Source organism: Agrobacterium vitis, from assembly GCF_014926405.1.
GTDB classification, from domain to species: Bacteria; Pseudomonadota; Alphaproteobacteria; order Rhizobiales; family Rhizobiaceae; genus Allorhizobium; species Allorhizobium vitis_H.
The window spans coordinates 18,964-43,562 of record NZ_JACXXJ020000002.1; the positions used below are offsets into that span (position 1 = coordinate 18,964).

The 24,599-nt window shown below is 58.5% G+C and carries 22 protein-coding genes; 19 read left to right on the forward strand and 3 right to left on the reverse strand.

All coding sequences use genetic code 11. The features are described 5' to 3' along the window. Nucleotides 1-3: 3 nt before the first annotated feature. A complete protein-coding gene (locus IEI95_RS00960; RefSeq protein ID WP_070167523.1) occupies nucleotides 4-1,311 on the forward strand; it encodes an IncP-type conjugal transfer protein TrbI in 1,308 nt (435 codons plus the stop codon). 329 nt (nucleotides 1,312-1,640) lie between these two features. Here IEI95_RS00960 and IEI95_RS00965 read toward each other — a convergent pair whose 3' ends face one another. After that, the gene (locus IEI95_RS00965) at nucleotides 1,641-2,543 is read right to left on the reverse strand and encodes a LysR family transcriptional regulator (RefSeq protein WP_070167524.1); all 903 of its coding nucleotides are present in this window, start codon (nucleotides 2,541-2,543) and stop codon (nucleotides 1,641-1,643) included. Nucleotides 2,544-2,791: 248 nt separating this feature from the next. Between IEI95_RS00965 and nocP the strand changes: the two genes are divergently transcribed. From nocP to IEI95_RS00990, 5 genes are all read left to right on the forward strand, one after another. After that, a complete protein-coding gene (gene nocP, locus IEI95_RS00970) occupies nucleotides 2,792-3,565 on the forward strand; it encodes a nopaline ABC transporter ATP-binding protein NocP (protein WP_070167555.1) in 774 nt (257 codons plus the stop codon). A gap of 64 nt (nucleotides 3,566-3,629) precedes the next feature. Next, nucleotides 3,630-4,481, forward strand: a complete 852-nt coding sequence (gene nocT, locus IEI95_RS00975; protein ID WP_045023355.1) for a nopaline ABC transporter substrate-binding protein NocT — start codon at nucleotides 3,630-3,632, stop codon at nucleotides 4,479-4,481. A gap of 73 nt (nucleotides 4,482-4,554) precedes the next feature. Then, nucleotides 4,555-5,265, forward strand: coding sequence for a nopaline ABC transporter permease NocQ (gene nocQ / locus IEI95_RS00980; RefSeq protein ID WP_045023353.1), 711 nt, complete (start codon nucleotides 4,555-4,557; stop codon nucleotides 5,263-5,265). A gap of 1 nt (nucleotide 5,266) precedes the next feature. Further along, entirely contained in the window at nucleotides 5,267-5,992 is a 726-nt protein-coding gene (gene nocM / locus IEI95_RS00985; RefSeq protein ID WP_045023350.1) for a nopaline ABC transporter permease NocM, read from the forward strand. 114 nt (nucleotides 5,993-6,106) lie between these two features. Then, nucleotides 6,107-7,027 carry a LysR family transcriptional regulator gene (locus tag IEI95_RS00990; protein ID WP_070167525.1) on the forward strand — a complete coding sequence of 307 codons (921 nt, stop codon included), beginning with the start codon at nucleotides 6,107-6,109 and terminating at the stop codon, nucleotides 7,025-7,027. A gap of 120 nt (nucleotides 7,028-7,147) precedes the next feature. Here the strand turns inward: IEI95_RS00990 and IEI95_RS00995 are convergent, their stop codons facing one another. Then, nucleotides 7,148-9,103 (reverse strand): hydantoinase B/oxoprolinase family protein, encoded by a 1,956-nt coding sequence (locus IEI95_RS00995; protein ID WP_070167526.1) that lies wholly within the window; start codon nucleotides 9,101-9,103, stop codon nucleotides 7,148-7,150. A 3-nt stretch (nucleotides 9,104-9,106) separates the two neighbouring features. Continuing rightward, nucleotides 9,107-11,143, reverse strand: a complete 2,037-nt coding sequence (locus IEI95_RS01000; protein WP_070167527.1) for a hydantoinase/oxoprolinase family protein — start codon at nucleotides 11,141-11,143, stop codon at nucleotides 9,107-9,109. A gap of 602 nt (nucleotides 11,144-11,745) precedes the next feature. Between IEI95_RS01000 and IEI95_RS01005 the strand changes: the two genes are divergently transcribed. The 13 genes from IEI95_RS01005 to IEI95_RS01065 all read left to right on the forward strand — a co-directional run bounded on the left by IEI95_RS01005 (nucleotide 11,746) and on the right by IEI95_RS01065 (nucleotide 24,595). After that, a complete protein-coding gene (locus IEI95_RS01005) occupies nucleotides 11,746-12,864 on the forward strand; it encodes an NAD(P)/FAD-dependent oxidoreductase (RefSeq protein WP_012654952.1) in 1,119 nt (372 codons plus the stop codon). Beyond that, entirely contained in the window at nucleotides 12,861-13,154 is a 294-nt protein-coding gene (locus IEI95_RS01010; RefSeq protein WP_041723965.1) for a (2Fe-2S)-binding protein, read from the forward strand. Before IEI95_RS01005 ends, IEI95_RS01010 begins: the two co-directional genes overlap by 4 nt. Continuing rightward, nucleotides 13,151-14,569 carry an FAD/NAD(P)-dependent oxidoreductase gene (locus IEI95_RS01015; protein WP_045025077.1) on the forward strand — a complete coding sequence of 473 codons (1,419 nt, stop codon included), beginning with the start codon at nucleotides 13,151-13,153 and terminating at the stop codon, nucleotides 14,567-14,569. The genes IEI95_RS01010 and IEI95_RS01015 overlap by 4 nt, the downstream gene beginning before the upstream one ends. 47 nt (nucleotides 14,570-14,616) lie before the next feature. After that, entirely contained in the window at nucleotides 14,617-15,573 is a 957-nt protein-coding gene (rocF, locus tag IEI95_RS01020; RefSeq protein ID WP_085946471.1) for an arginase, read from the forward strand. Nucleotides 15,574-15,648: 75 nt separating this feature from the next. Then, nucleotides 15,649-16,731 (forward strand): NAD/NADP octopine/nopaline dehydrogenase family protein, encoded by a 1,083-nt coding sequence (locus tag IEI95_RS01025; RefSeq protein WP_070167528.1) that lies wholly within the window; start codon nucleotides 15,649-15,651, stop codon nucleotides 16,729-16,731. A 47-nt stretch (nucleotides 16,732-16,778) separates the two neighbouring features. Further along, a complete protein-coding gene (ocd, locus tag IEI95_RS01030) occupies nucleotides 16,779-17,840 on the forward strand; it encodes an ornithine cyclodeaminase (RefSeq protein ID WP_070167556.1) in 1,062 nt (353 codons plus the stop codon). Nucleotides 17,841-17,858: 18 nt separating this feature from the next. After that, nucleotides 17,859-18,119 carry a DUF3422 family protein gene (locus IEI95_RS01035; RefSeq protein ID WP_234887850.1) on the forward strand — a complete coding sequence of 87 codons (261 nt, stop codon included), beginning with the start codon at nucleotides 17,859-17,861 and terminating at the stop codon, nucleotides 18,117-18,119. Between the two features lie 285 nt (nucleotides 18,120-18,404). Further along, the gene (locus tag IEI95_RS01040) at nucleotides 18,405-19,196 is read left to right on the forward strand and encodes a DeoR/GlpR family DNA-binding transcription regulator (protein WP_070167529.1); all 792 of its coding nucleotides are present in this window, start codon (nucleotides 18,405-18,407) and stop codon (nucleotides 19,194-19,196) included. A 46-nt stretch (nucleotides 19,197-19,242) separates the two neighbouring features. Further along, nucleotides 19,243-20,808, forward strand: a complete 1,566-nt coding sequence (locus IEI95_RS01045) for an ABC transporter substrate-binding protein (protein WP_070167530.1) — start codon at nucleotides 19,243-19,245, stop codon at nucleotides 20,806-20,808. Between the two features lie 61 nt (nucleotides 20,809-20,869). Next, nucleotides 20,870-21,817, forward strand: coding sequence for an ABC transporter ATP-binding protein (locus IEI95_RS01050; RefSeq protein ID WP_070167531.1), 948 nt, complete (start codon nucleotides 20,870-20,872; stop codon nucleotides 21,815-21,817). Further along, on the forward strand, nucleotides 21,814-22,809 hold the full coding sequence (locus IEI95_RS01055; protein WP_070167532.1) for an oligopeptide/dipeptide ABC transporter ATP-binding protein: 996 nt from the start codon (nucleotides 21,814-21,816) through the stop codon (nucleotides 22,807-22,809). The genes IEI95_RS01050 and IEI95_RS01055 overlap by 4 nt, the downstream gene beginning before the upstream one ends. Next, nucleotides 22,809-23,729, forward strand: a complete 921-nt coding sequence (locus IEI95_RS01060; RefSeq protein ID WP_081344248.1) for an ABC transporter permease — start codon at nucleotides 22,809-22,811, stop codon at nucleotides 23,727-23,729. The genes IEI95_RS01055 and IEI95_RS01060 overlap by 1 nt, the downstream gene beginning before the upstream one ends. Continuing rightward, nucleotides 23,729-24,595: an ABC transporter permease gene (locus tag IEI95_RS01065; protein WP_070167533.1), complete on the forward strand. Its 867-nt coding sequence runs from the start codon at nucleotides 23,729-23,731 to the stop codon at nucleotides 24,593-24,595. Before IEI95_RS01060 ends, IEI95_RS01065 begins: the two co-directional genes overlap by 1 nt. The last annotated feature ends 4 nt before the right edge of the window (nucleotides 24,596-24,599 follow it).

Consider the following 24,599-nt stretch of genomic DNA (forward strand, 5'->3'; position numbering starts at 1 on the left):
GTCATGGTTCAATCGCTCAAGCTCGGCGGCTCTAAAAACGAGGAGGTGGGCTCCGGCATGCGCCGGATCAACCGCATGCCGATCATCGTCGTGATCGTGCTTGTGGTCGTCTTTCTAGCCGTCATCTTCTACGGCCTGACCTCACGCGGACTGTATTTCCGCGACACCGGCCCGGACACAAGCTCCGGCAATCCGGCGTCAACCTTCGCCGATCAGATCAAGCGCGGCGTTTCCGACGGCATCATCGGCGAGCCGCAGCAGGTGACGACGCTGCAGCCGACGCCGGTCGAGAGGGAAGAGGAGAAGCGCTCCGTCAATCCATTCACACCTCAGCCCGGTCAAAGGGAAGATGCGCGGACGGAACCGCAACTGGAATCTGAACAGGTCTGGCGCGCCCGCTTGCAGCGCGAGCAGGAAGAGCAATATCTTCGTGAGCGGCAGCGCCAGAGAATGGCCCGGCTGCAGGCCAATGACGCCGCCTATGACTCACCGATCGCTATCGACCGCGGCAAGTTTGACAGGCAGGGAGCTAATGCAAACGACACGGCCGGGACGACGAACGAGGTTTCCACGGCAACGGCTCCCGGAGCATCCGACCTCTACGCCGCCGATCTTCGTGCGGGTCTCGCCGGGCAAAATGTTGATCCGAACGGCCAGAAGACGAAGGAGGATTTCTTCAATGCCGACCTCAAGGAGCTCGGTTATCTTCCGAACCGTGTCGTCCCCCAGCAGTCGCTTTACGAACTCAAACGTGGCTCGGTCGTTCCCGCGACATTGATCACCGGGATCAATTCCGACCTGCCCGGGCGTATCACTGCCCAGGTAAGCCAGAACGTCTATGACTCGGCGACAGGACACCGCCTCCTGATCCCGCAGGGAACGAAACTGTTCGGCCGCTATGACAGCAAGGTGTCGTTCGGCCAGAGCCGTGTGCTCGTCGTCTGGACGGACATCATCTTCCCGAATGGCTCGACGCTCCAGATCGGCGGCATGTCCGGGACGGACGCGCAGGGCTACAGCGGTTTCCGCGATAAGGTGGATCGGAAGTGGCTCCAGACGTTTGGTTCGGCCGTCCTTATTGCGGTGATCGGCACGGGGATCGACATGGCCGTGCCCGAGAGTTCGACACTGGCGACGCAGGATACGGCATCAGATGCGGCGCGAAGGAACTTCGCAGAGACTTTCGGGCGCGTCGCTGACCGGACCATCCAGAGAAACATGGACGTGCAGCCTACGCTCGAGATCCGGCCTGGTTACAAATTCAATGTGCTGGTCGATCAGGACATTGTTTTCCCAGGAGCATATCGATGAGACACGTGCCCAGACCCAACAAGTCTGTTGTGTTCGGGCAAAACATCACCGTGTCGAAAGTACCCAACCGCTCGAATTACAGCGTTCCGGGAACCACAGTGTTCGGAGGCATCTTTCTATCTGCAGTCGCCACAGAATCTCCGTCTAGCCGTGATTTCGACGAGCTGCGCGCCGGTCCCGCTGCCTATCGCATCAGCAACAATGTTTTCGTGCGGGTAAATCTCGCCGACTGGTGGCCTCTAGAACGGAATAAGCCGGGTTCGCCAGCCTTTCGACCACGACACCGGGCTGGACCCGATATCTTTGACAACTTGCTGCGATCCTGACGATCAAATGGTTTCATAGGGCAAGGCTTTCAAAGCATCAAGCAACGCTGCCCGGAACTCGCTAACCAAGCGCGGCGGTGGGCTGTCGGTCGGAAGAACGATAGCAAAATGGTAGGGGACAACCGGATCAAAGGAGCGCTGAATAACCGGATTTGCACTGTAGTAGTCGGCAGTGAAGGGGTCGACGATACCAACCCCCATTCCCCTGCTTACCAGATCGCAGAGATTCAGCGCCAGACTACTTTCTATCCTGCGATTACAGTGGACGCCGCAGCTGTCCAGTGCGGCGTCCGTTTGCATCCGTAGAAGGCTTACTGGAGAGAGGCAAATCAATGACTCTCCTTCAAGGTCCGTCGCATGAACAGTTTCCTTGTCTTCGAGACGATGCCCCGGCGGCAGCAGGCAGACCGCACGAAAGGAAGGGACAGGTTCGATGGTGAGACCAGGATAGTCGCCAGCCAATATCGATATTCCGAGATCGTAGTGCTGGAGCGAGACCAATTCGAGGACCGTCTGGGAGGGAACCGTGTCGAGGTAGACCGACACGTCGGGCCGATCGGCGATGAACGTCTGAATGACGCCGGACATAAAACTCAGAGCCGGCGCCGTATAACAGGCGACCCTTAGAGACCCCATGTGAGACTTCTTCAGTTCAGCCGCGACTTTGTCGATGTGCTGAATCCCGTTGAAATGTCGCGACACTTCCTTGAACAGAATACCGGCCTCACGAGTGGGTCGTAAGCGGTTGCCCGTTCTCTCGAACAGGCTGATCCCTATTTCGTCTTCGAGATCCCTGATCAGCCGGCTAATTGCGGGCTGTGTGATCCTCACAAGATCAGCTGCAGACGTCATACCTCCCGTCAGCATCACAGCCCGGAACGCTTCCAACTGACGCGATTGAATCATTGTCCCCTCCATAACATATGCGCATGGGCGCATGCTTATTACTGCCCTTGCGATATGGAAGGCAAGCTTTTAGTAACAATAGAAAACTGGGTCCTAATCTCGAATTGCACTTCGGCGGGCATGTTAACACGTGCTGCATCGTTGAAAATAAATGCTGGCAGATGCCAGCGGCGTCATTCTCGGCTGTCCTGCCGTGAGAGTTTCCGCTGCATTGCAAGAGATTAGGAATGAAAAACAAGGGAACGCGAATGGACGCTACTCAACCCACCTTGGTGGCAGAAGACGTGCATAAAAACTTCGGAACGCTCGAAGTTCTGAAGGGGATTTCACTCACGGCCGATAAGGGTGACGTCGTTTCGATAATTGGCAGCTCCGGCTCCGGTAAGAGTACTTTCCTTCGCTGTATGAATTTCCTCGAAACGCCGAATAAGGGCCGTATCGCGGTCGGGCAGGAGGAGGTTGTCGTCAAAACCGATGCGGCCGGCCGATTGGTCGGAGTCGATCGCAAAAAGATCGAACGCATGCGGATGCAACTTGGCATGGTGTTCCAGAGCTTCAATCTGTGGGGACATATGACTGTCCTGCAGAACGTCATGGAAGGCCCCGTACACGTTCTCAAGCAGCCCAAGGGCGACGTGCGCGACCGTGCAATGGATTTCCTGGACAAGGTCGGTATTGCCGACAAGCACGACGCCTACCCGTCTCAATTGTCAGGTGGGCAACAACAGCGCGTCAGCATCGCACGCGCACTGGCTATGCAGCCGAGCGCGCTTCTCTTCGACGAACCAACCTCTGCCCTCGATCCGGAATTGGTGGGTGAAGTCCTGAAGGTGATCAGGAAGCTCGCCGAGGAGGGGCGGACGATGGTCGTGGTGACGCACGAAATGGGTTTTGCTCGCGACGTATCGAACAAGGTTCTCTTCCTCGAAAAGGGGCAAATCGAAGAGCAGGGAACGCCGCAAGAAGTGTTCCAGAACCCGACGTCACCAAGGTGTCGGGCCTTCCTCTCCAGCGTTCTGTGAGCGCGTAAGCGCGCAGAAGAGTCAAGATTCGAAATAAACAATAACAGCAACAGAGGTGAACGTTATGAAATTCTTCAACTTGAATGCGCTTGCGGCAATTGTGACCGGCGTCCTTGTCGCGGCAGGCCCGTCAGTGGCCAAGGACTACAAGAGCATCACAATTGCGACCGAAGGATCTTACGCGCCCTACAACTTCAAGGATGCGGGCGGAAAGCTGATCGGCTTCGACATCGATCTCGGAAACGACCTTTGCAAGCGCATGAACATCGAATGCAAATTCGTCGAGCAGGCTTGGGACGGGATCATACCTTCCCTTACCGCGGGTCGGTACGATGCCATTATGGCAGCGATGGGCATCCAGCCGGCGCGCGAAAAGGTCATTTCGTTCTCCCGCCCGTATCTCCTCACGCCGATGACGTTCCTGACGACAGCGGACAGCCCGCTTCTGAAAACTCCGGCTACAGTCGAGAACCTTCCGCTCGACAATATCACCCCCGAGCAGAAAGCCGAGTTGGATAAATTCACCAAGGTTTTCGAGGGCGTGAAGTTTGGCGTTCAGGCCGGTACATCTCATGAAACGTTCATGAAACAGATGATGCCGAGCGTGCAGATCTCGACCTACGACACCATCGACAACGTCGTGATGGATTTGAAGGCCGGTCGGATCGACGCGAGCCTGGCTTCGGTCAGCTTCCTGAAGCCGCTGACGGACAAGCCCGATAACAAGGACCTGAAGATGTTTGGCCCGAGAATGACGGGGGGACTATTCGGAAAGGGTGTCGGCGTTGGCATCCGCAAAGAGGATACCGATCTCAAAGCGCTGTTCGACAAAGCAATTGATGCCGCCGTCGCGGACGGCACGGTCCAGAAGCTGTCCCAACAGTGGTTCGGCTACGACGCGTCTCCCAAGCAGTAAATCTCTTTTAGTTGGAGCGTCGGCACTCGTGCGTCCGGCGCTCTATCCGTTTTGCAAGCTTGAGGCGTGGGCGATGGATTTAACACTATTACAATGGGGAGATGCCGGCTGGGGCGATGAACTGGTGCGTGGGGCAATGATGACCGTTGTCGTCGCAGCCTGTTCGTACTTTTTCGGAATCATCTTTGGTTCGATTTTTGCTGCGGCAAAGCTATCCCGTTTCTGGTCACTACGCCTGCTCGGTGACGTCTATACGACGGTCGTTCGCGGCGTCCCTGAACTACTCATCATCTTTCTGGTATTCTTCGGTGGCGGGACACTCCTGCGCACCATTGCCAACGGACTGTTCGGATACGGCGGATACATCGAGCCTCCAATCTTCGTGATCGGCGTGCTCTGTATCAGCGTGAGTGCCGGAGCATATGCCACCGAGGTCATTCGCGCGGCCGTTCTCGCTGTCCCCCCCGGTCAGATCGAAGCGGCGAAATCCATTGGGATGGGTCCATGGCTGCGGCTGCGCCGGGTGCTGATCCCACAAGCGGCTAGGTTCGCCCTCCCAGGCCTTGGAAACGTCTGGCAGTTCACGCTCAAGGACACGTCGCTAATCTCCGTTGTCGGCCTGGTCGAAATCATGCGGACGGCGGCGATGGGCGCAGGTTCGACGAAGCAGCCCTTTACCTTCTACATCACCGCCTTCGTGATCTTCCTTCTTCTTTCCTCCGTGTCAAATCGGGGCTTTCTCAAAGCTGAAAAGTGGGCGAACCGCGGTGTGAGGAGCCAATAATATGGATATTCAACTCATCATCGAGTCGTTCCCCAAACTCATTGCTGCCGTCCCCACGACGCTGGCGCTCGCGTTCATATCGCTTCTCATCGGATTTGTTGTTTCGGTGCCTGTCGCGCTTATGCGGCTTTCGAAAAACCGCATCGTTTCTTCGGTAGCATACGGCTACGTATACCTGATCAGATCGACCCCGCTTCTGGTGCAGATGTTCCTGATTTACTACGGGTCGGCTCAGTTCAGAGTGTTCCTCACGGAAGTTGGTCTGTGGTCGTCGTTCCGCGAACCGTGGTTCTGCGCGATCCTCGCTCTGGCCCTCAATACCGCAGCCTATACCAGCGAAATCATCCGGGGCGGCATACAGGCGGTTCCTCTCGGGCAGATCGAAGCCGCGCGCGCTGTTGGCATGTCCACAATTCTCCAGTTTAGGAGAATCGTGTTCCCGATCGCCATCCGGCAAGCGTTGCCGGCCTATGGCAACGAAGTGATGCTCATCATCAAATCGACGTCGCTTGCTTCGACAATCACGATCGTCGAAGTGACCGGTCTGGCGAAGCAGATCATCTCGGCTACCTACAGCCCGGTCGAAGTGTTCATCGTCGCCGGTGCGATCTACCTGTCCATCACGTTCGTTGTTAGCCGTCTGGTCATGCTGGCGGAGTGGTGGCTCAATCCGCACATGCGCGCCCGGGTGGGCGGAACGGCTCCGAAGGCCGTGGAGACGCATTAGAACTTGGAAATCCCCGTTGGATTACCGATCGAAAGAGTGCGCTCAGGCGAAACTCGACGTAACATTCAAATATTCGGGTTTGACTGTTACGTTGCTTTGTATTGGTGAGCGGAGATGTCGTATCAAATAGAGATCGGAAGCATCCGCTGCTTTGTCGTTGCCGCTGAAGAACTACATTTCCGCAGAGCCGCGATCCGACTGAACATGTCGCAGCCAACGCTCAGCCAGCAGATCAAGCGGCTCGAAGAGCTTATGGGGGTGCAACTGTTCATCCGCTCTACGCGGCGCGTGGAGCTGACGCGTGCGGGGGCGTCATTCCTTGATCACGCGCGCGAGATCCTTTTGAAAATCGACGAGGCGATCCTCAATGCCAAGCTGGAAGCCGGCGGTCTCAGTCCCGGCGGAGAAGAGCTGATCATCGGAGCGATCAGCCCGGCCACCAGTCAATTGCTCCCCTTGATCTTGAGCCGTTTCCGGCAAAGGTTTCCCAGGACAAGGCTTGTCATCAAAGAGGTCGATTCTATCGAGCTTCTGCGGGGGATCGAGCGCGGTGACTTCCATGTCGGGTTGATGCGACCGCCATCAAATAGCAATCTCGTGCGGTTTCGCCACCTGCTCTCGGAACGATTTGTCGCCGTCATGCCTCGCCAATCGGCACTTGCGAGGAAACCGGCGTTGAGATTGTCAGATTTCGCCGGGCACGGTGTTTTCGCGCTCAAGCGCTTCGAGCTATCGTGTTTTGAGACTGTATACGAACAACTTGTCGGCGCCGGCCTGCTGATCGAGAACGACATAGCGGTCTCCGACACCAATACAGCTCTGGCCCTGGTGATTGCCGGCGTCGGGATCACATTCCTGCCGGAGTGGGTGTCTGCGATGACCCCCGACGGCGTTGTTACCCGAGTTGTGGACGATATGTCCGTCGAAATTTCGATGGCCGTGGGCTGGAATCCGGATTGCCCGGTTCCAGGGATACTGCCTTTCGTCGAGTTTGCGACGTTGGCTGCGCAAAACCTGATTTCAGCGCGAAAATAGCGGCGCTTTTGAAATCCTGAATGAACAAGGGATGCCCCCTTGGAGGAGGCATCCCTTCCAATAGCCGCACTTTCAGACGACCGTTCACACTAACTGCTTACGATCACAGGACCATCGCCGCTACAACCGGCCAGCTTCTTCGGCGATGACTTGATCCAGTTTCCCGGCATCAACCCGTTCACCTTTCGCCAACAGGCGGTGATGAACGCGATCGACAAGCTGGCTGCGGATGCGCTGTTCATAGGTCAGTGCTCGCGATGCCAGTTCCCTGCGTGTCTGCTGCGACCACACCTGGTCCTGACGCTGGCGTTCGATGCAGAAATTGAAGTCGCCGGACCTCTGGTTCCCGCGTTCGCGGCGATGTTCCGCAGTCGCCGCCTCATCGATCTTACCGTCCCGGTCGAAGACGACAGCATAGACGTCGGCGGCCCGCTCCGGGGAAATCATGCCGTTTTCGATCTCGCGCGCGATCGCCGCCACATCCCGCTCAAGAGGTTCGCCGAACGCCCCGCCTGTGGAACTGGTGATCCTGAGAATATCGCCCTGTCCGAGCTCCAGCACCGAGATCTTGCCGACCGATCGCTCATCGGGTCGGCCAGGATTGACGATTGCCTTACCCAGAAGACCGATCTCTCCCCCCTTGAAGCCCCACGGCGCGAACACAAACCGGTTCAGGTTTCTGACCGTTATGACCGCGCGATTTGACGTGTTTTCCATTTCGATTTCGAGCGCGGCGCCGCTGGCGAATCTTCCCGCGCGGCGACTGTCCGGCACGAGGCGGAGCGCCCGCATGACCAGCACCGTTTCGATCTCGATGACTTCGACTGGCACGCTGCGCTGTGAGTAGCGTACTTCCGATCCGTCCAGGCCGTCAACGCCACGGCGGGCACCGCCGCCGCCGTCGATCGTACCCACCACGTTGACACGGTCACGGCCTGTACGAGGATCGGGAGCCGAAACGACGATAACCCCGCTCATACCGCCACCGGCTGCGGCAAGGCCCTCCGGTAGTGCCTGATTGAGGCACCCCAGGATAACGTCGTAGGCGCGTGTCGCTGATGCAGCACGAGACCCGCCGGATGCGGGATAGACCGCGTTGAGAACCGTGCCGCGCGGAGCATGGCCGTGGATCGCCCGCAAGATACCGGAGTTGCGCGGCGTCAGCGGATCAACGGTCAGGATGTAGGCGTAAAGGCACTGGATAATGTAGGGGTGGGTGGTTGCCCCCGTTACCAGGTTGTAGGCGGCCGCCAATTGCGGATCCGTGCCGGTAAAATCAACCTCGATCTCGCTGTCCTTCACCGTCATGGTCACGCTGAAATAGGCCAGCTGACCATCATGGATCCCTTCAAGATAGTCCGAGAAGGTATATACACCGTCCCGAATCGTCCTGATCACCGCGCGGGCCTTGGTCTCCGCGTAGTTGATGACGTCCTGCATCCCCTCCTCGACACTCTCACGATCATATCGCTCGCAAAGCTCGCTGACGCGCCGGTCCATGCTCTTCAGGCCCGAGATCATGGCCTGAATGTCGCCCCACAACTCGGTCGGAATTCGGCTGTTGTCCTGGAAGATCGACTTGATCGCTTCGTTCAACACCCCTCCTTCGTAGAGCTTCATTGGCCTGACACGGAGGCCCTCCTGGAATACTTCCGTGAAGGCTGGCGAGATACTTCCTGGAACGGCGCCGCCGATATCGGACGCATGGACAAATGCCCAGCCGATCGCGATCAGCTTCTCGTCGTAGAAGATCGGATAAAGCAGCGTAACGTCCATCAGGTGCGTCACCAGACCGTCCGTGGCAAAGGGATCGTTGGTGATGATGATATCGCCTTGCTTCAGGTTCTCCCGGCCGATGGCATCCAGCGTCGGCTTCAACGGGGAGCCGACGAAGACATTGACGCCAGACAACATCGGATAAGCGAACATTTCGCCTTCGGCAGTCGCAATCGCACACTGATAATCCTGCACGATCTTAACGAAAGTCGTGTGGGCGGTGCGGTAGATCGCGGCAGAGGCTTCTTCGACAATCGCGTTGAATCGATTGTTCATGACGGCAGTACGAACGGCATCCATTGATCAGCTCCGGGTCATGAGAATTGCGCCAAAGGCTCCGACGCGGGCAACGAACTCTGGCGGAACGACGATCGTCGCATCACGCTGCTCGATGACGGCCGGCCCCTGGATCGCATCGTTGGGGGTGAGAGATGCGCGATCGAAGACGCGTACCTCGGGAATGAGTTTGTTGTGGAAGCGCATCGAACGAACCGTTTTGAGCGCACCGCCAGCCCCGAACGTTTCCGGTGTTGTGGGCTGAGGTATCGACATCGATCCACGCACGCGCATGCGCAGGTCGACGAACTCGACTGGCGCCGCTTTGTCGGCATGGCTGTAGATGCGTTCGTGCTCTTGGTGGAAGGCGGCATGCATTGCGGCAATGTCGTGCGCTTCGATCGCCGTATCCGGCAGCCGCACGTCGACCTGGAAGGACTGCCCGACGTAGCGCATCTCGGCCCAGCACTCGAACGTTTTCGACACGAGACGCTCCGGCGGTGCCTGCCGCGATAACCATTCGGCTCCCTGCTCGCGAAGGACCTGAAACTTCTTCGCGATGAGAGAACCATCGATATCAAGGCCGTGGACGGTTTCGAGCGCGTCGTTGCTCAAATCAGAGACAAGGCCCCCGAGGGCACAGAATACGGAAGGTGTCGCCGGCACAAGAACGCGGTTCACGCCGATCTCGGCCGCAAGGAGCGGCCCCTGGATCGCGCCAGCTCCGCCGTAAACGAGCACCGTCAGATCTTCGGGATCGACGCCCTGGCGTGCGAGATAAGGCAAGACACCGGCCACCATGTTCGAGCTTGCGACGGTGACGCACATTTCCGCGGCGCTGAGCACGTCCGTCTTGAGAGTCTCCGCAATCGGCGCCATAGCGCGTTCGGCGGCATGACGATCGAGCAGCATATCGCCGCCAAGAAGGGCTTCAGGCAAATAGCCCGCAAGTAAAAAGGCATCGGTCAGCGTGGGTTCCGTGCCGCCTCGGCTGAAGCAGGCAGGGCCAGGATAGGACCCAGCACTGCGCGGGCCGATACGCAACACCCCGCCATCAATCGTGACGACCGAACCGCCGCCTGCGCCGATCGCCTCGATGCTGGTAACTGGCATGACAACCGGAAACTCACCCACCTCGGCCGAAGTCGAGGTCAGAGCTTCGCCATCGCGCACGAGCGAGATGTCAGTGCTGGTGCCACCCATGTCCATGGTGAGGATGTTGTGTTCGCCCAAGGCGCGGCCGAGATATTGCACAGCCGTCACGCCAGACGCCGGACCCGACAGAAGCGTATGGACGGGGAAGTTGCGCGCCTCACTGGCGGCCATCGCACCACCGTTCGAGCGTGTGACGAAAAGTTGCGACCCTGGCAACCGTTCAGCCACATAAGTTTCGACCGCACCGATATACTCGTTCATCCGGCGCTTCACGAAAGCGTTGAGCACACTGACGATCGCTCTTTCGTATTCTCCGATCCGCGGCCAGATCTCGCTGGACAGGCTGACCTCGGCATCTTCGCCGACCGCTTTACGGATAGCCCGCGCGACCGCTTGTTCATGCTGCGGGTTGGCGTAGCTGTGAAGCAGCGCGACCGCATAGCCGGCAGCACCTGCGTCGGCTGCACGACGGGCAAGTGCCTCGACTGCGGCCTCGTCGATCGAGGTTCGAACCAAGCCGCCGCGCAGCAGGCGTTCCTCAACCTCGAAAACCATCTCGCGATCGATCAGCGGCCTGGTTCGGATCTCGAACAGGTTCAGAGGGTTGCGGACGCCGATCCGCTGCAGTTCGAGCAGATCCCTGTATCCCTTCGTTACGAAGAACGCGATCTTCGGGCCTTTTCGCTCGATTACGGCATTCGTGCTGACCGTGGTGCCGTGCATGACGAAGGCTGCCTCGCCCGGCTCGGGCGCGAGCCGTTCCAGTAGTTTTTCGAATCCCTCGCGGAAACCGTTTTCGAAAGCGGGAGGAGTCGAAGGTACCTTCAGAGTGACGATCCTGTCCTCTCCTTCACGCCACCCGCAAAAATCTGTGAACGTCCCACCGATATCAACGCCGATTCTAAGCATCTGCCGCTCACCCTCGCTTCTTCAGTTGGTCGGCCTGCGGGGTATTTCGATCTATTCTGATCTGCATGAAACCTGTCTCCGTCCTGGAATGATCATCGCGATATTTCAGCGATGAATACGCTGCTCACTCCGCTTGGAGAATTTGCATATCCCACCGATTGATTGGCAACGGCAATCAATCGGAACGGATGAGACTCGCCTGCTTTATAGAAACTGAGGGCGACGAAGGTGACTGAGATCTCGTCCTGTCGCTCGCGACGGCCCTAGGACCATGCCGCCTTCATAACATTTGAACATCGCCGTATGCCTATTACTGCCCTTGTAGCATGGACGGCAACGCCTTATCCCTAAGCTGGAAGGCAAGAATTCCAAGATAGCCAGATCTGCAATCGACCCGCTTCACATGGTGATCATCTGTTCAAGACTGATGAAACCGAAGCAAAGAAGGTCCTCAAAACTTGGCCGTCAAACGGCGACAGCTGGACACACTGTATAGCCGACCGCACGAGGATTGAAGGATGCGTCTGGCTCACTGGGGGCTAATGGCCACGGATCGAACGTTTCGCCCGGGCACGGAAGCCTTCGTATTGTGAGAAGGTTAAATGGATCACGAGTTCGAGACGGCCATTGTTGGCGGCGGCGTAGTGGGCGCCGCAATTGGATACGGGTTAGCCAAGTTGGGGCGCCGGGTGATCATCATCGATGGCGCGGACGATGCGCTGCGTGCGTCCCGAACAAATTTCGGCCTGATCTGGGTTCAAGGCAAGGGCGACGAATATCCTGAATATCATCGCATCACGCGGCAAAGCGCTGAGCTGTGGCCAGGTTTTGCCTCCGAGTTGAAAGAGCTGACCGGTGTCGACGTAGAGTACCGCCGCAACGGTGGTTTGCTCTTTTGTGTGTCGGAAGCTCAGGCGGAAGAAGAAAAAGCCATCGGCGAGAAGATGGCTGCCATTCATCCTGACTATCGTTTCGAGATGCTGGAGCGCTCGCGCCTTGAGCGCATGCTTCCCGACATCCGTCTCGGGCCGAAGGTGTGTTCAGCGTCGTTCAGTCATATGGACGGTGACGTCAATCCTCTCCTGGTCCTTCGCGCTTTGCTGGAGGGATTTGTGCGCCTCGGTGGAACCTTGGTGACGGGCGAACACGTCGACAGCATCGCGCCCACGCTTGGTGGCTTCCGACTGGCAACGGATGGCCTCACGATAGAAGCGGAGCGGGTGATTATTGCAGCGGGAAATGACTCCATGGCTTTTGCCAAGAGCCTGGACCTTCCACTTCTGCTCGTTCCGGAAAAGGGGCAGCTTCTCATCACGGAACGGGTCGCCCCGGTATTTCCTTACGCCGCCAGCGGTATTCGTCAGACTATGACGGGCACGTTTCAGCTCGGCGTTACGAATGAACGTGTGGGCCGGTCTACCGATGTGACAGCTGGCGGCGCACGTCATATCGCCAATCGCGCGATCAGTGTGATGCCTGACGTCGGCGCGTTGCGTGTCATAAGGCAATGGGCGGGACTCCGCGTGCTGACCCCGGATGGGGTGCCGGTCTACGATCGGTCGCGGCGATACCCCGGCATCCATGTCGTCGCATGCCATTCCGGCGTCACCCTTGCCGCTCTGCATGCGGGTCCTTTTGCCGAATGGTTGGCAGCCGATGGAAGGGAGCCATCCTACGACGCTTTCCGCGGCAGCAGATTCAAGATGGGGATCGCGGCGTGACGAGTGAAGTTCTCTTTCCCTCCGGCCCAAGCGTGGAAATCACCATCGACGGTCGAACTGTGACCGCTCGTGATGGGGAGCCTCTGGCCGCCGTCTTTCTGCGTCTGGACGACATCCATACGCGGACCTCCTTTCCTTCCGCCCAGCCCAGGGCGCCCTACTGCATGATGGGCGTCTGTTTCGAATGTATCGTGTACATCGAAGACATCGGCACGATCCGAAGCTGTCAGCAAGCGGTTCAAGCCGGCATGAGGGTCGAACGCCATGACCATCCGAAGAGGCTGAAATGAACCATCATTCGAGCGCCGACCTGTTGATCGTCGGAGCCGGCCCCGCTGGCATTGCCGCCGCGAGGCGCGCTGTGCGCGGCGGTCTGTCCGTCATCCTGCTGGATTCGCAATCACAGCCTGGAGGTCAGATCTGGCGCAATGCCGGCCGCAACGCGACGAGCCCGGTCATAAACGTTCTGGGGGCGGAATATCGACGCGGTATCCGGCAAATCGAAGCATTCCTGGCCTGCGGCGCCGACTACATTCCGGAGGCTCAGGTAAGCAGGCTCAGCCAGGGTTGGACGGTGGAATATGTAAAGGGTGGAGAAATTCGTTCTGTCATGGGACGGCATCTCTTGCTCGCTATGGGCGCACAGGAACGCCCGGTTCCGTTCACCGGCTGGACGCTACCCGGCATCATGACGGTCGGCGCCGCACAGATTCTCCTTAAGACGGCGGGCCAACTGCCACGGGGGCCAGTTGCCGTGGTCGGGAGCGGACCTCTTCCCCTACTATACATGCAGCAGATGCGGCTCGCCGGGACAAAGCCCGTCGCTTATCTCGATACGACCCCTCGGGGTCTCATCAGCCGTTCGCTGCGCGGTTTTCGCGGGGCGCTAAAGGAGCCCGGCCAAATCCTGAAAGGGATTGCCTGGTTACCGCAGTTCAGTGGCGTTCGGCACGTACGCAACGTGGTCAAAATCAGCGCCGAAGGAAGCGGACGACTGGAAACTGTACGGTTCGAAACTTCAAACGGCAGGTCCGACCGATTGGAGGTCAAATCCCTTCTTGTACACGAGGGGCTGGTGCCAAGCCATCAGTTGGCCGTGTCGGTCGGCGCGCAACTGATGTGGGATGTCGGCCAGTCAGCGTTCCGGCTTGAGCGCGACGAGTGGATGAACGCAGGTCCGGACGGACTGTACATAGCCGGGGACGGTGCTCGGATCGGCGGCGCCGTCAATGCCGAGATCGAAGGAGAGATCGCCGCGACCGGTATCCTTCTTCGTGACGGCGCCCTGACGGCCGCTCAGGCGGATGCCGAGACAAAACCGCTAAGGGCACATCATGCCGGGCAAAAGGCGTTCCGGCGATTTCTGGATGGAGTCTATCCGCCGAATATTGCGCGGACCCAGCCGGACGACGCAACGATCGTCTGCCGGTGCGAAGAGTTGAGCGCGGGCGTGTTGAGGGAAGCTGCTGTCCGTGGCGCTTGCCGAGGCCCTAACCAGCTGAAGAGTTTTACACGCGCGGGCATGGGTCCCTGTCAGGGAAGGCAGTGCGGCTACCCGGTGCACGAACTGGTGAAGTCCGTCGCCGGTCTGACCGCTGGCGAGGTCGGCCTATTCAATCCGCGGCCTCCCTTCGTTCCCTTAACGGTATCGATGCTTGCAGCTCAGCAGGCCGAGGAAGTCGTTTCAGCGTCGACACATGAGTGATCGTTCGGCCATCGCCACAGCGTGGTGACCAAAGGTGCAGTCAAGAAATGAACGCCTCGCGGCGTCGCAAGGAGAATGAGTTGAAGACGTGCCAAATCCTGGGAGCCCCCGTTCAAAGCGGCGCATCCCAACCCGGATGCCTGATGGGGCCTGATGCTTTTCGGACTGCCGGCTTGTCGCGAGCTTTGACGGAACTGGGCTGGGCCGTCACTGATCTCGGAGATGCGACGCCGACGGCGGAGCCCGAAATCAGTCACACCAATTCCGCTGTTAAGAACCTCGACGCTATGGTGGGATGGACGCGCAGTCTCTCCAAAAAAGCGCTGGAGATGGCCCGCAGCTGCGATCTTCCGGTTTTTCTCGGCGGCGATCACTCAATGTCTGCCGGCACCGTTTCCGGGGTGGCCGAACGAGCGGCCGAACTCGACAAGGAGCAATTCGTCCTCTGGCTGGACGCGCACGCAGACCTGCATACCCTACACACGACTGCAAGCGGCAATCTTCATGGCACGCCGGTCGCCTACTATACGGGCCAGCCTGGCTTCGAAGGGCTACCGCCGCTGGCCGCGCCTGTGGATCCCCGCAACGTATCCATGATGGGGATTCGCTCGGTCGACCCGGAAGAAAGGCGCCGGGTTGCCGAGATCGGTATCGAAGTCGCCGACATGCGGGTTCTGGACGAGCAAGGCGTCGTACGCCCGCTCGGCGTCTTTCTTGACCGCGTGAGCAAGGCCAAGGGCAGATTGCACGTCAGCCTCGACGTCGACTTCCTCGATCCCGGGATTGCGCCGGCGGTGGGCACCACGGTTCCGGGCGGGGCGACTTTCCGAGAGGCACACCTCATCATGGAGATGCTCCATGACAGCGGTCTCGTCACCTCGCTCGACCTTGCGGAGCTCAATCCGTTTCTGGACGAGCGAGGACGTACGGCCCGACTGATGACCGATCTTGCCGCGAGCCTGTTCGGCCGGCGCGTGTTCGACAGGGTGACAACAGCATTTTGACCACCGGGTGTGGCCCGGTGCGATCGAGGTTTGCCTCTCGCATCGAGACGACCCTTCGAAACCAGGAGGAAGAAGATGAAGGTTGGAATCGCCGGAGCAGGATCGATCGGCATTGGGTATGCGGCGTTCCTCTTGCAGAATGGACATGAGCCATTGATCTGGTCGCGTTCACGCGAAAGAACTGCTGCTTTCTCTGCCGGCGCACCGGTGAAGATCACGGGTGCGATCAGCACGGAGTTCCACCCGCATATCTGCACGAACGCCCAGGAATTGGCCGAAGCCGATGTGATCGTGCTGGCGCTGCCCGCCTATGGTCACCGCTTTGTTCTCGACGCTCTTCTGCCGCACCTCAGCGCACGTCATTCGGTGATCATCAGCGCCCATCTTTCCTTTGCGGCGCTCTACCTCGCCAAAGGGTTGGCCGAGCGTGGAATCGAGATCCCAATCACGGCATGGAGCACAACTGTGCTGACATGCAAGCCGCGGGAGGCGGATACGTTCAACATCGGCGCCATCCGGGCAAAGGTCGATATGGCGACCGTGCCGGCACGTTTCGCAGGACGGGCGCACGACACCTGTGTCGCTCTGTTCGGTGATCGCTTCGACGTGAAGGACGATATCCTCACGATCGCATTGAGCAATCTCAATCCCCAGGACCATATGGGCATCGCGCTGTGCAATCTGTCACGTATCGAGCGAGCTGAGGAATGGGGTCAGAACACCAACGTCACGCCTGCCGTCGGCCGCTTCCTTGAGGCGCTCGATCTGGAGAGGTTGGCAATCGCTTCCGCCTTCGGCAAGACGGTCCGATCCACCTTCGATCACTTCCGATTGTCGTTCGACATATCCGGCCAATCCGTTTCGGAAATATCGTCGATCCTGGTCGAGCGCGGAAGCGACCCGGCAGGCCCAAAGAGCGTTGATACTCGCTACGTGCTCGAAGACGTTCCCTTTGGTCTGATCCCCACCCTGCATTTGGCAAAAGCAGCCGGCGTATCGGCGCCTTTGCATGAAAGCGGCGTGCGAATTTTAAGCGCCTGCTACGGACGCGACTTTTCCGAAGAAAACGACCTGCTTCCAGACCTCGGCCCGCTGGATCTGCCCACGCTCAAGAAACGGGTAGTTACCGGGTACGCGATCACGGCCGAACCCGTGTGATCGGGGCTCGTCCGGCAGTCTATCAAACCAATAAAGGGGGCCAAAAGATGCCAGCAATTGCCAACCTCAACATCGTTCCGTTCATCAGTGTTGAAAACATGATGGATTTGGCGGTCAGCACCGGGATCGAGAACTTCCTTGTTCAACTGGCCGGCTATATTGAAGAAGATTTCCGGCGCTGGGAAAGCTTTGACAAGATTCCACGCATCGCATCGCATTCGCGGGACGGCGTGATTGAACTCATGCCGACGAGCGACGGCACGCTCTACGGCTTTAAATATGTCAACGGCCATCCGAAAAACACGAAGTCGGGACGCCAGACGGTGACCGCGTTCGGCGTGCTCTCCGATGTCGATAGCGGCTATCCGCTGCTGCTGTCGGAAATGACAATCCTGACGGCCTTGCGAACGGCCGCGACCTCCGCGATCGCGGCAAAGTATCTGGCCCGTAAAGATGCGCGCACGATGGCGCTGATCGGCAACGGTGCCCAGAGCGAATTCCAGGCGCTCGCCTTCAAGGCGCTGCTCGGTATCGATCGGATACGGCTTTACGATATCGACCGGGAGGCGACTGCTCGCTGCAGCCGCAATCTCCAGCGGTTCGGGTTTCAGATCGAGGCCTGCACATCCGCCGAACAGGCGGTGGAAGGCGCGGACATCATCACGACCGTAACCGCCGACAAGAACAACGCTACGATCCTGAGTGACAATATGATAGGCCCCGGCGTCCACATCAACGGTGTCGGCGGAGACTGCCCGGGCAAGACCGAGATGCACCGCGATATCTTGCTGCGTTCGGATATTTTCGTGGAGTTTCCGCCACAGACCCGGATTGAAGGCGAGATCCAGCAACTCGCGCCAGATCATCCTGTGACGGAACTTTGGCGCGTGATGACTGGCCAGGACGTCGGCCGAAAGAGCGACAAGCAAATCACGCTTTTCGACAGCGTCGGATTTGCGATCGAGGATTTTTCGGCGCTGCGCTACGTCCGCGACCGCGTTGAGGGATCAAGCCACAGCAGCCCACTCGACCTTCTAGCCGACCCAGACGAGCCAAGGGATCTTTTCGGAATGCTGCTCCGGCGGCAAGCCCTGCTGGCCGCGTCCTGAACTGGGAAGACACTCACCATGACACCTTCGCCTGAGAATTCGACACAAGCGCTCTCGCCTCATCGCGATCGTGCATCTGTTCTCGGCGAGGTTCATGCGCGCCCGTTTCGCCCGATCGAAACGCCAGCTCGTCTTGCCCATTTTGCGTTTCAATCCGTAGAGCCTGATAGGGATGCGGAGCGCACGATACTGTCGGCTTTTTGCGAGGAAAAGGGCCACGGGCCTATTCCGGCCCACGCTCGACATCACCGCGTGTCATTCGGGCCTGAAACTCCTTGACCGCCTTGCGAATGGCGAAGCATTGGGAACCCAAGACTAAGTGCTCGCCTAATGCCACTCTGAGACCGCGCCCGCGAGGAGTGATTGAATGCCTAACACTCTCAGATAAATTTATCCTTCAGAACGTGAACGATATCGCTCATTCTGAGGCAGATTAGCGCACTGCAGCATCGAATTGGTGCCCCGCAAAATACAATGTACTTACGTTGCATGCCGTTTTCGTCATATGGGTGTCATCTAGGGTAGATAGATAACGCTCACACATGAACGAGAAACGTCATTACCATGAATGAAACGCATCCAATCCCGACACAGGCCGAAGGCAGACAGGCAAAAATCGTCGAGCTTCTGCGTGAGCAGAGCTTCGTTGATCTCAAAACGCTAACGGAGCGTTTTGAGATCTCTGTGGCAACGGCTCGTCGGGATCTCGTGGAACTTGAGGAGTCGGGCGTTCTTCGCCGGACGCATGGTGGCGCAGTCGGGCTTAACCAGGTAGCGCAAGATGCGACAAACTCCGCCCGTCTGGTCTGGAAGCAGGCTGAAAAGGCTGCAATTGCTGCCGCCGTTGTTGGCATGATTTCTGACGGAGACACGATCCTGCTCGATGCAGGCACAACCGCGCTAGAAGTCGCGAAAATGCTCGCGGGTCGCCAGAGCCTTACCATCATCTCGAACGGCCTCGACATCGTTGCGGAGCTGGCGCGCCAGGGTAATCACAAGATCTATTCCGTAGGTGGTGAATACACCGACTCGAATCACTCCTTCCGCGGTCCGTTGGCAGAGCAGTTCATTCGGCAGTTCAACGTCGACAAGCTTGTCTTGAATGCTGCGTCAATCGACGTCGATCGCGGTCTGGTCTGCACCGTTGAACCGGTCAACGCGAGCATCGCGAAGGTCATGGTCGAAGTCTCTCGGCGGACGATTGTCGTCGCAGATCATTCTAAGTTCACCAAGAGCAGCCTGTCTGTCGTCGGGAAGATCGAAGAAATCGGCATCGTGGTCACCGACAGTGGATCGAAAACCATCATCGAAGCCGCGCCCGAGAAGCTGCGCAAAAAGTTTGTCATCGCGACTTAAGCCTCACTCACCTTTCCCTCACATCATGCCAAGCAGGAGCTCTTAGATGCTTTCGACTAGCCGCAGAAATTTCATCATCGGTGCCAGCGTTGCAGCGCTTGCATCAACCACAAGTATGAAGTTCGCCTTCGCGCAGCAACGACGCGAGCTCCGGATTGGCGTTAATGGCCTGCCGCCGACCCTTGAGCCGGTGAATGCGATCAGCAACGTTGGTCCGCGTATCGTGAACCAGATCTACGACACGCTCGTGGCCCGCGACTTTTTTGGAAAAGGCGCACCAGGCAGCGGCATTACGCTGGTGCCGGCGCTTGCCGAGAGCTGGGAGCGGATCGACGACAAATCCGTACGCTTCAAGCTACGCCAGAAGGTCATGTTCCACGACGGCGTGGAGATGACCGCAGACGATGTCGCGTATACCTTCTCGTCGGAGCGGCTCTGGGGGCCCGAAGCGATCAAGACAATCCCGCTCGGCAAGTCCTATTCGCTCGCCTTCGACGAGCCCGTCGTCGAGGACAAGTATACGGTCGTGCTTCGCACGAAAACCCCGAGCTATCTCATCGAAACCTACGCTGCGTCCTGGATGAGTCGCATCGTTCCCAAGGAATACTACAAGAACCTTGGAGCGGTTGCATTCGGCAACAAGCCGATCGGAACGGGTCCGTATAAGTTTGTCGAGCTCGTCAGCGGCGACCGTGTCGTGCTGGAAGCGAACGACGACTACTGGGGTTCAAAGCCGACGGCTTCGAAAATCACGTACCAGCTTGTCGCAGAGCCAGCCACGCGGGTCGCCGGCCTGATCAGCGGCGAATACGACATCGTCACAACGCTGACGCCCGACGACATCCAACTGATCAACAGCTACCCCGACCTGGAAACACGTGGAACGCTCATCGAGAACTTCCAGATGTTCACCTTCAACATGAACCAGCCGGTTTTCAAGGAAAAGACGCTTCGTCGTGCGCTGGCGCTTGCGGTCAATCGCCCGCTGATGGTCGAATCCCTTTGGAAGAACAAGGCCTCGATCCCGCATGGTTTCAACTTCCCGAACTATGGCGAAACCTTCGATCCAAATCGGCCCGCCATGGAATACAATGTCGAGGAAGCCAAGCGCCTGGTGAAGGAGAGTGGCTACGACGGCACGCCGATCACCTATCGTACGATGGGCAACTACTACGCCAACGCAGTTCCGGCGCTGATGATGATGATCGAAATGTGGAAGGAAATCGGCGTCACCGTCGTGCCGGAAATTTATGCACCGGGCACAACGGTGCCTGACGAAAAGAGCTGGATGCGGAACTGGTCCAACGGTCAGTGGATGACGGACGCTTATGCCACCATCGTTCCCGAGTTCGGGCCCAACGGCCAGGTTCAGAAGCGGTGGGGCTGGAAAGCGCCGGCCGAATTCAACGAGCTGTGCGATAAGGTCACGGTGCTGCCGAACGGCAAAGAACGCTCCGACGCCTACAATCGCATGCGAGATATCTTCGAAGCTGAGGCCCCCGCGGTCATTCTCTACCAGCCCTATGACGTCTACGCCGCCCGCAAGGATGTCCACTGGACGCCCGTAAGCTTCGAAATGATGGAGTTCCGGAACAACCTCAGCTTCGCCTGAGCGTGAGTTTCGTTGGTGGTGGCGCGTATCTGGAGGCGCGCCGCCGGGGAGGAGTTTTCAAGTGACAAGTCTACTAGCAGTTCGCGACCTCACCGTTCAGGTGCCGGCGCGCGCGCTCAAGATCATCGATGGCATCAGTTTTTCGCTGGGTGCGGGTCAAACGCTCGGCCTCGTTGGCGAATCCGGCTGCGGAAAAAGCATGACCTGCTATGCCATTGCCAAAGCGCTGCCGCGCGGCATTGCTCAAACGGGCGGAACGGTAACGTTGAGTTCTGGTGCGCAGGCCGACAGCCAGGGGAAAGCACCATCGGTCGCCATGATCTTCCAGGATCCGACGAGCAGCCTGAACCCAGTGCACACAATTGGCTACTACCTCGAATCTGCCCTCTTCCGGCATCAGGGTCTCAGGGGCAGCGACGCGCGGCTGGAGGCGATGCGGCTTCTTGAGCGCGTCGGCATCGACCGTGCCAAGAGCCGGTTGCGTTCCTATCCGCACCAGTTTTCCGGCGGCATGAACCAGCGCGTCATGATCGCTCATGCGCTTGCGGCAAAGCCCCAATTGCTGATCGCCGATGAGCCAACTACCGCGCTCGATGTGACGACGCAGGCACAGATCCTTTATTTGCTGGAAGAATTGAAGGCCGAAACCGGCATGGCACTCCTCATCGTGTCGCACGATCTCGGAGTAATCGCTCGTTTGGCCGACCGCGCAGCGGTGATGTATTGCGGTAAGATCGTCGAGACGGCGCCCGTGACAGAACTGCTCCGGCGCCCGGCTCATCCCTACGCCCAGGCCCTGATCGATTGTATGCCCAGTATCGATCCCGCGGACCGCGAACCTCCGATCCCTATCCCCGGATCGGTACCCCTTCTCGATAGCCTTCCGGAGGGATGCCATTTCCATCCACGCTGTCCGCGTGCGAGTGGCGAATGTTCCGTACGCTTCCCAGCGCCCAAAAATATAGGCCTCGTCCATGAAGCCTCCTGTTACCATCCGGTGGTCGCATGAATACGCCATTGCTTCAAACCCACGATCTGGTCAAGGCCTTTAGCCACAAGACCGGGTTCTTCGCCAAGCCGACGAGCCAGCTTGCGGTCAACTCCATCAGCTTCGACCTCGCGCCGCGGGAACGCCTCGGCGTGGTCGGTGAGTCCGGAAGCGGCAAATCGACACTTGGTCGGCTCCTGCTCGGCCTGACCCCACCGACAAGCGGAGATGTCTTGTTCGAGGGCGTGAACCACAAGGACCGCAGCTCTAAAGACTGGACGAAGTTCCGTATGCGCACCTCGCTTGTGCAACAGAACCCGCTGTCGGCTCTGAACCCGCAGATGACGATTGGAGAGCAGATCGCCGAGGGCCTTCTTGTTCATCACGTTGCAGGTCGCGCGAGCGCGTATGAGCGCGCAGCCGCTATTCTCGAGCGTGTGGGGCTGTCAAGTGCGATGATGACCCGGTACCCGCACCAGATGTCGGGTGGCCAGCGCCAGCGGGTCGTCATTGCCCGTGCTTTGATCCTCGACCCAAAACTGGTGGTTTTCGACGAAGCCGTCTCGGCGCTGGACGTATCCGTCCAGGCTCAGGTTGTGGCGCTACTCCAGTCGCTTTGGCAGGAGTTGGATCTTGCCTACGTGTTTATCACCCACGATCTTCGCATCGTTCGACACCTGGTCGACCGGATCGCCGTGATGTATCTCGGGCGGGTCGTTGAGACCGGCCATATCCGTTCGGTCTACGAACGGCCCCGCCATCCCTATACGAGAGCGCTCCTGGATTCAGTTCCGACGATGGATCCGAGCGTGCGCAACCTTCCGCCACCGCTACAGGGCGAAATCGATGCGAGCAAACCATCCGAAGGCTGCGTTTTCCGGACGCGCTGTCCGTTTGCCATCGACAGATGCGCGTCCGAAACGCCGAAGCTTCGCGAATTCGACGGCCAGCAGGTGGCATGTCACCGCGCCGAAGACGTGTCATCCGAGATTTGCCGGAAGGAGATCGCATAATGATAGGCTTCATAATCGCTCGTGCCCTTCGGGCTTTGGTCGTTCTCTTTCTCACCGTGACTTTTGTCTTCATCGTTCTTCGACTGAGCGGCGATCCAGCGCAGACGATGCTGGGCGAGCGTGCAACGCCGGAGGTGCTGGCGGTGTTCCGCGCCGACTGGGGCCTCGACAAGCCGATCCTCCAGCAGTTCCTGATCTATGTGGCCAATGCGTTCCAAGGAAATTTTGGCGTCTCATCCTCCGACGGACGCGAGGTCTTTTCGATCATTGCCGAGCGCATACCAAAGACACTGGTGTTGACGGTATCCGCCTTCATTCTGAGTGTGCTCCTCGGCATACCGGTCGGGATCGTCGCTGCTGTTCGACGCGATAGCCCTGTCGACAAAGCCGTCATAACGGGAGCTGTGCTCGGATACAGCGTTCCCAACTTTCTCCTTGGTCTCACTCTCATCTTCGTGTTTGCCGTTTGGCTGCGTGTCTTGCCGAGCTCTGGCAGTTCTACCTGGCAGCACGCGATTCTGCCCGTCGCAACCTTCGGCCTTTTCAACGCGGCCACAATCGCGCGCTTCACGCGCTCGACGCTGATTGAGGTGCTCGAGCAGCCGTACATCGCCGCCGCCCGAGCCGATGGGATACCAAAGTGGGAAGTCATTCTTCGACACGCGCTGCCTAACGCCGCCATCCCGATGGTGACCATGCTGGGCTTTGTCGCAGGCGGTCTCTTGGGCGGTTCGGTGCTCATCGAAACCGTCTTTGCCTGGCCGGGCCTCGGAAGCGGCTTCGTTCATGCAACGACCCACGGCGATCTCAACGTTGTGCAGGCAATGATCCTTCTTTTCACGGCCTTTATGGTCACGATCAACTTGGCCGTCGATATTCTCTACGCGGTCCTCAATCCGAAGATCAGGCTTCAGAAATAATGACCCACGCTAAGATACTCTCCTTGCCGAGGGGGCAATTCTGGAATTTTGCCACCCGAACCCCGATCAGCATCTGGCTGTGCATAATATGGATCGCTGCGATCGTAATTGTCGGTGCGACGGCGCAATGGATCGCACCCTTCCACTATCTGCAACAGTCGCCACTTGCACGCTTCGCGTTGCCGGGCACCCTGCCAGGACATCTGCTTGGCACGGATTATCTCGGCCGGGATGTGCTTAGCAACCTTTTTGCTGCGATCCAGATGACATTGATGATCGCCTTCGCAGGCTCGGTGATCTGTTTGCTTATCGGCACCATTCTGGGTTTTCTGGCTGCGCATTTTGGGGGCTGGGTCGATAACCTCATCATGGGCTTTGCCGATGCCATGCAGTCCGTTCCCTTCATCATCGTGGCTCTTGGCGTACTGGCGTTTTTCGGTTCGAACCCGCTGCTGTTTGTCTTACTAGCGGGGATCTACAACTGGTGGCGTTATGCTCGTCTGACGCGCGGCCTTGTCCTGAGTGCCAACGAGGACGGTTACGCCGAGGCGGCGCGGATCGTCGGCGTACCATCATGGCGCATCTACCTGCGTCACATACTGCCAAACATCGCAGGCCCGCTCGTTGTTCAACTCACTGTAAATTATCCGGAGCTCATTCTGCTCGAGAGTGGTCTGAGTTTTCTCGGGCTCGGCATCCAGCCGCCGTCCACAAGCCTCGGACTTATGGTTGCCGACGGGCGAAACTACCTTGCGATTGCCTGGTGGCTTGCTGCTTTCCCAGGCGTAGTCCTCGTGTTCACAACATTATCCATAAGCCTGCTTGGCGACTATTTGCGCGATCGTCTCGACGCGCGCCTCCGATAAATGA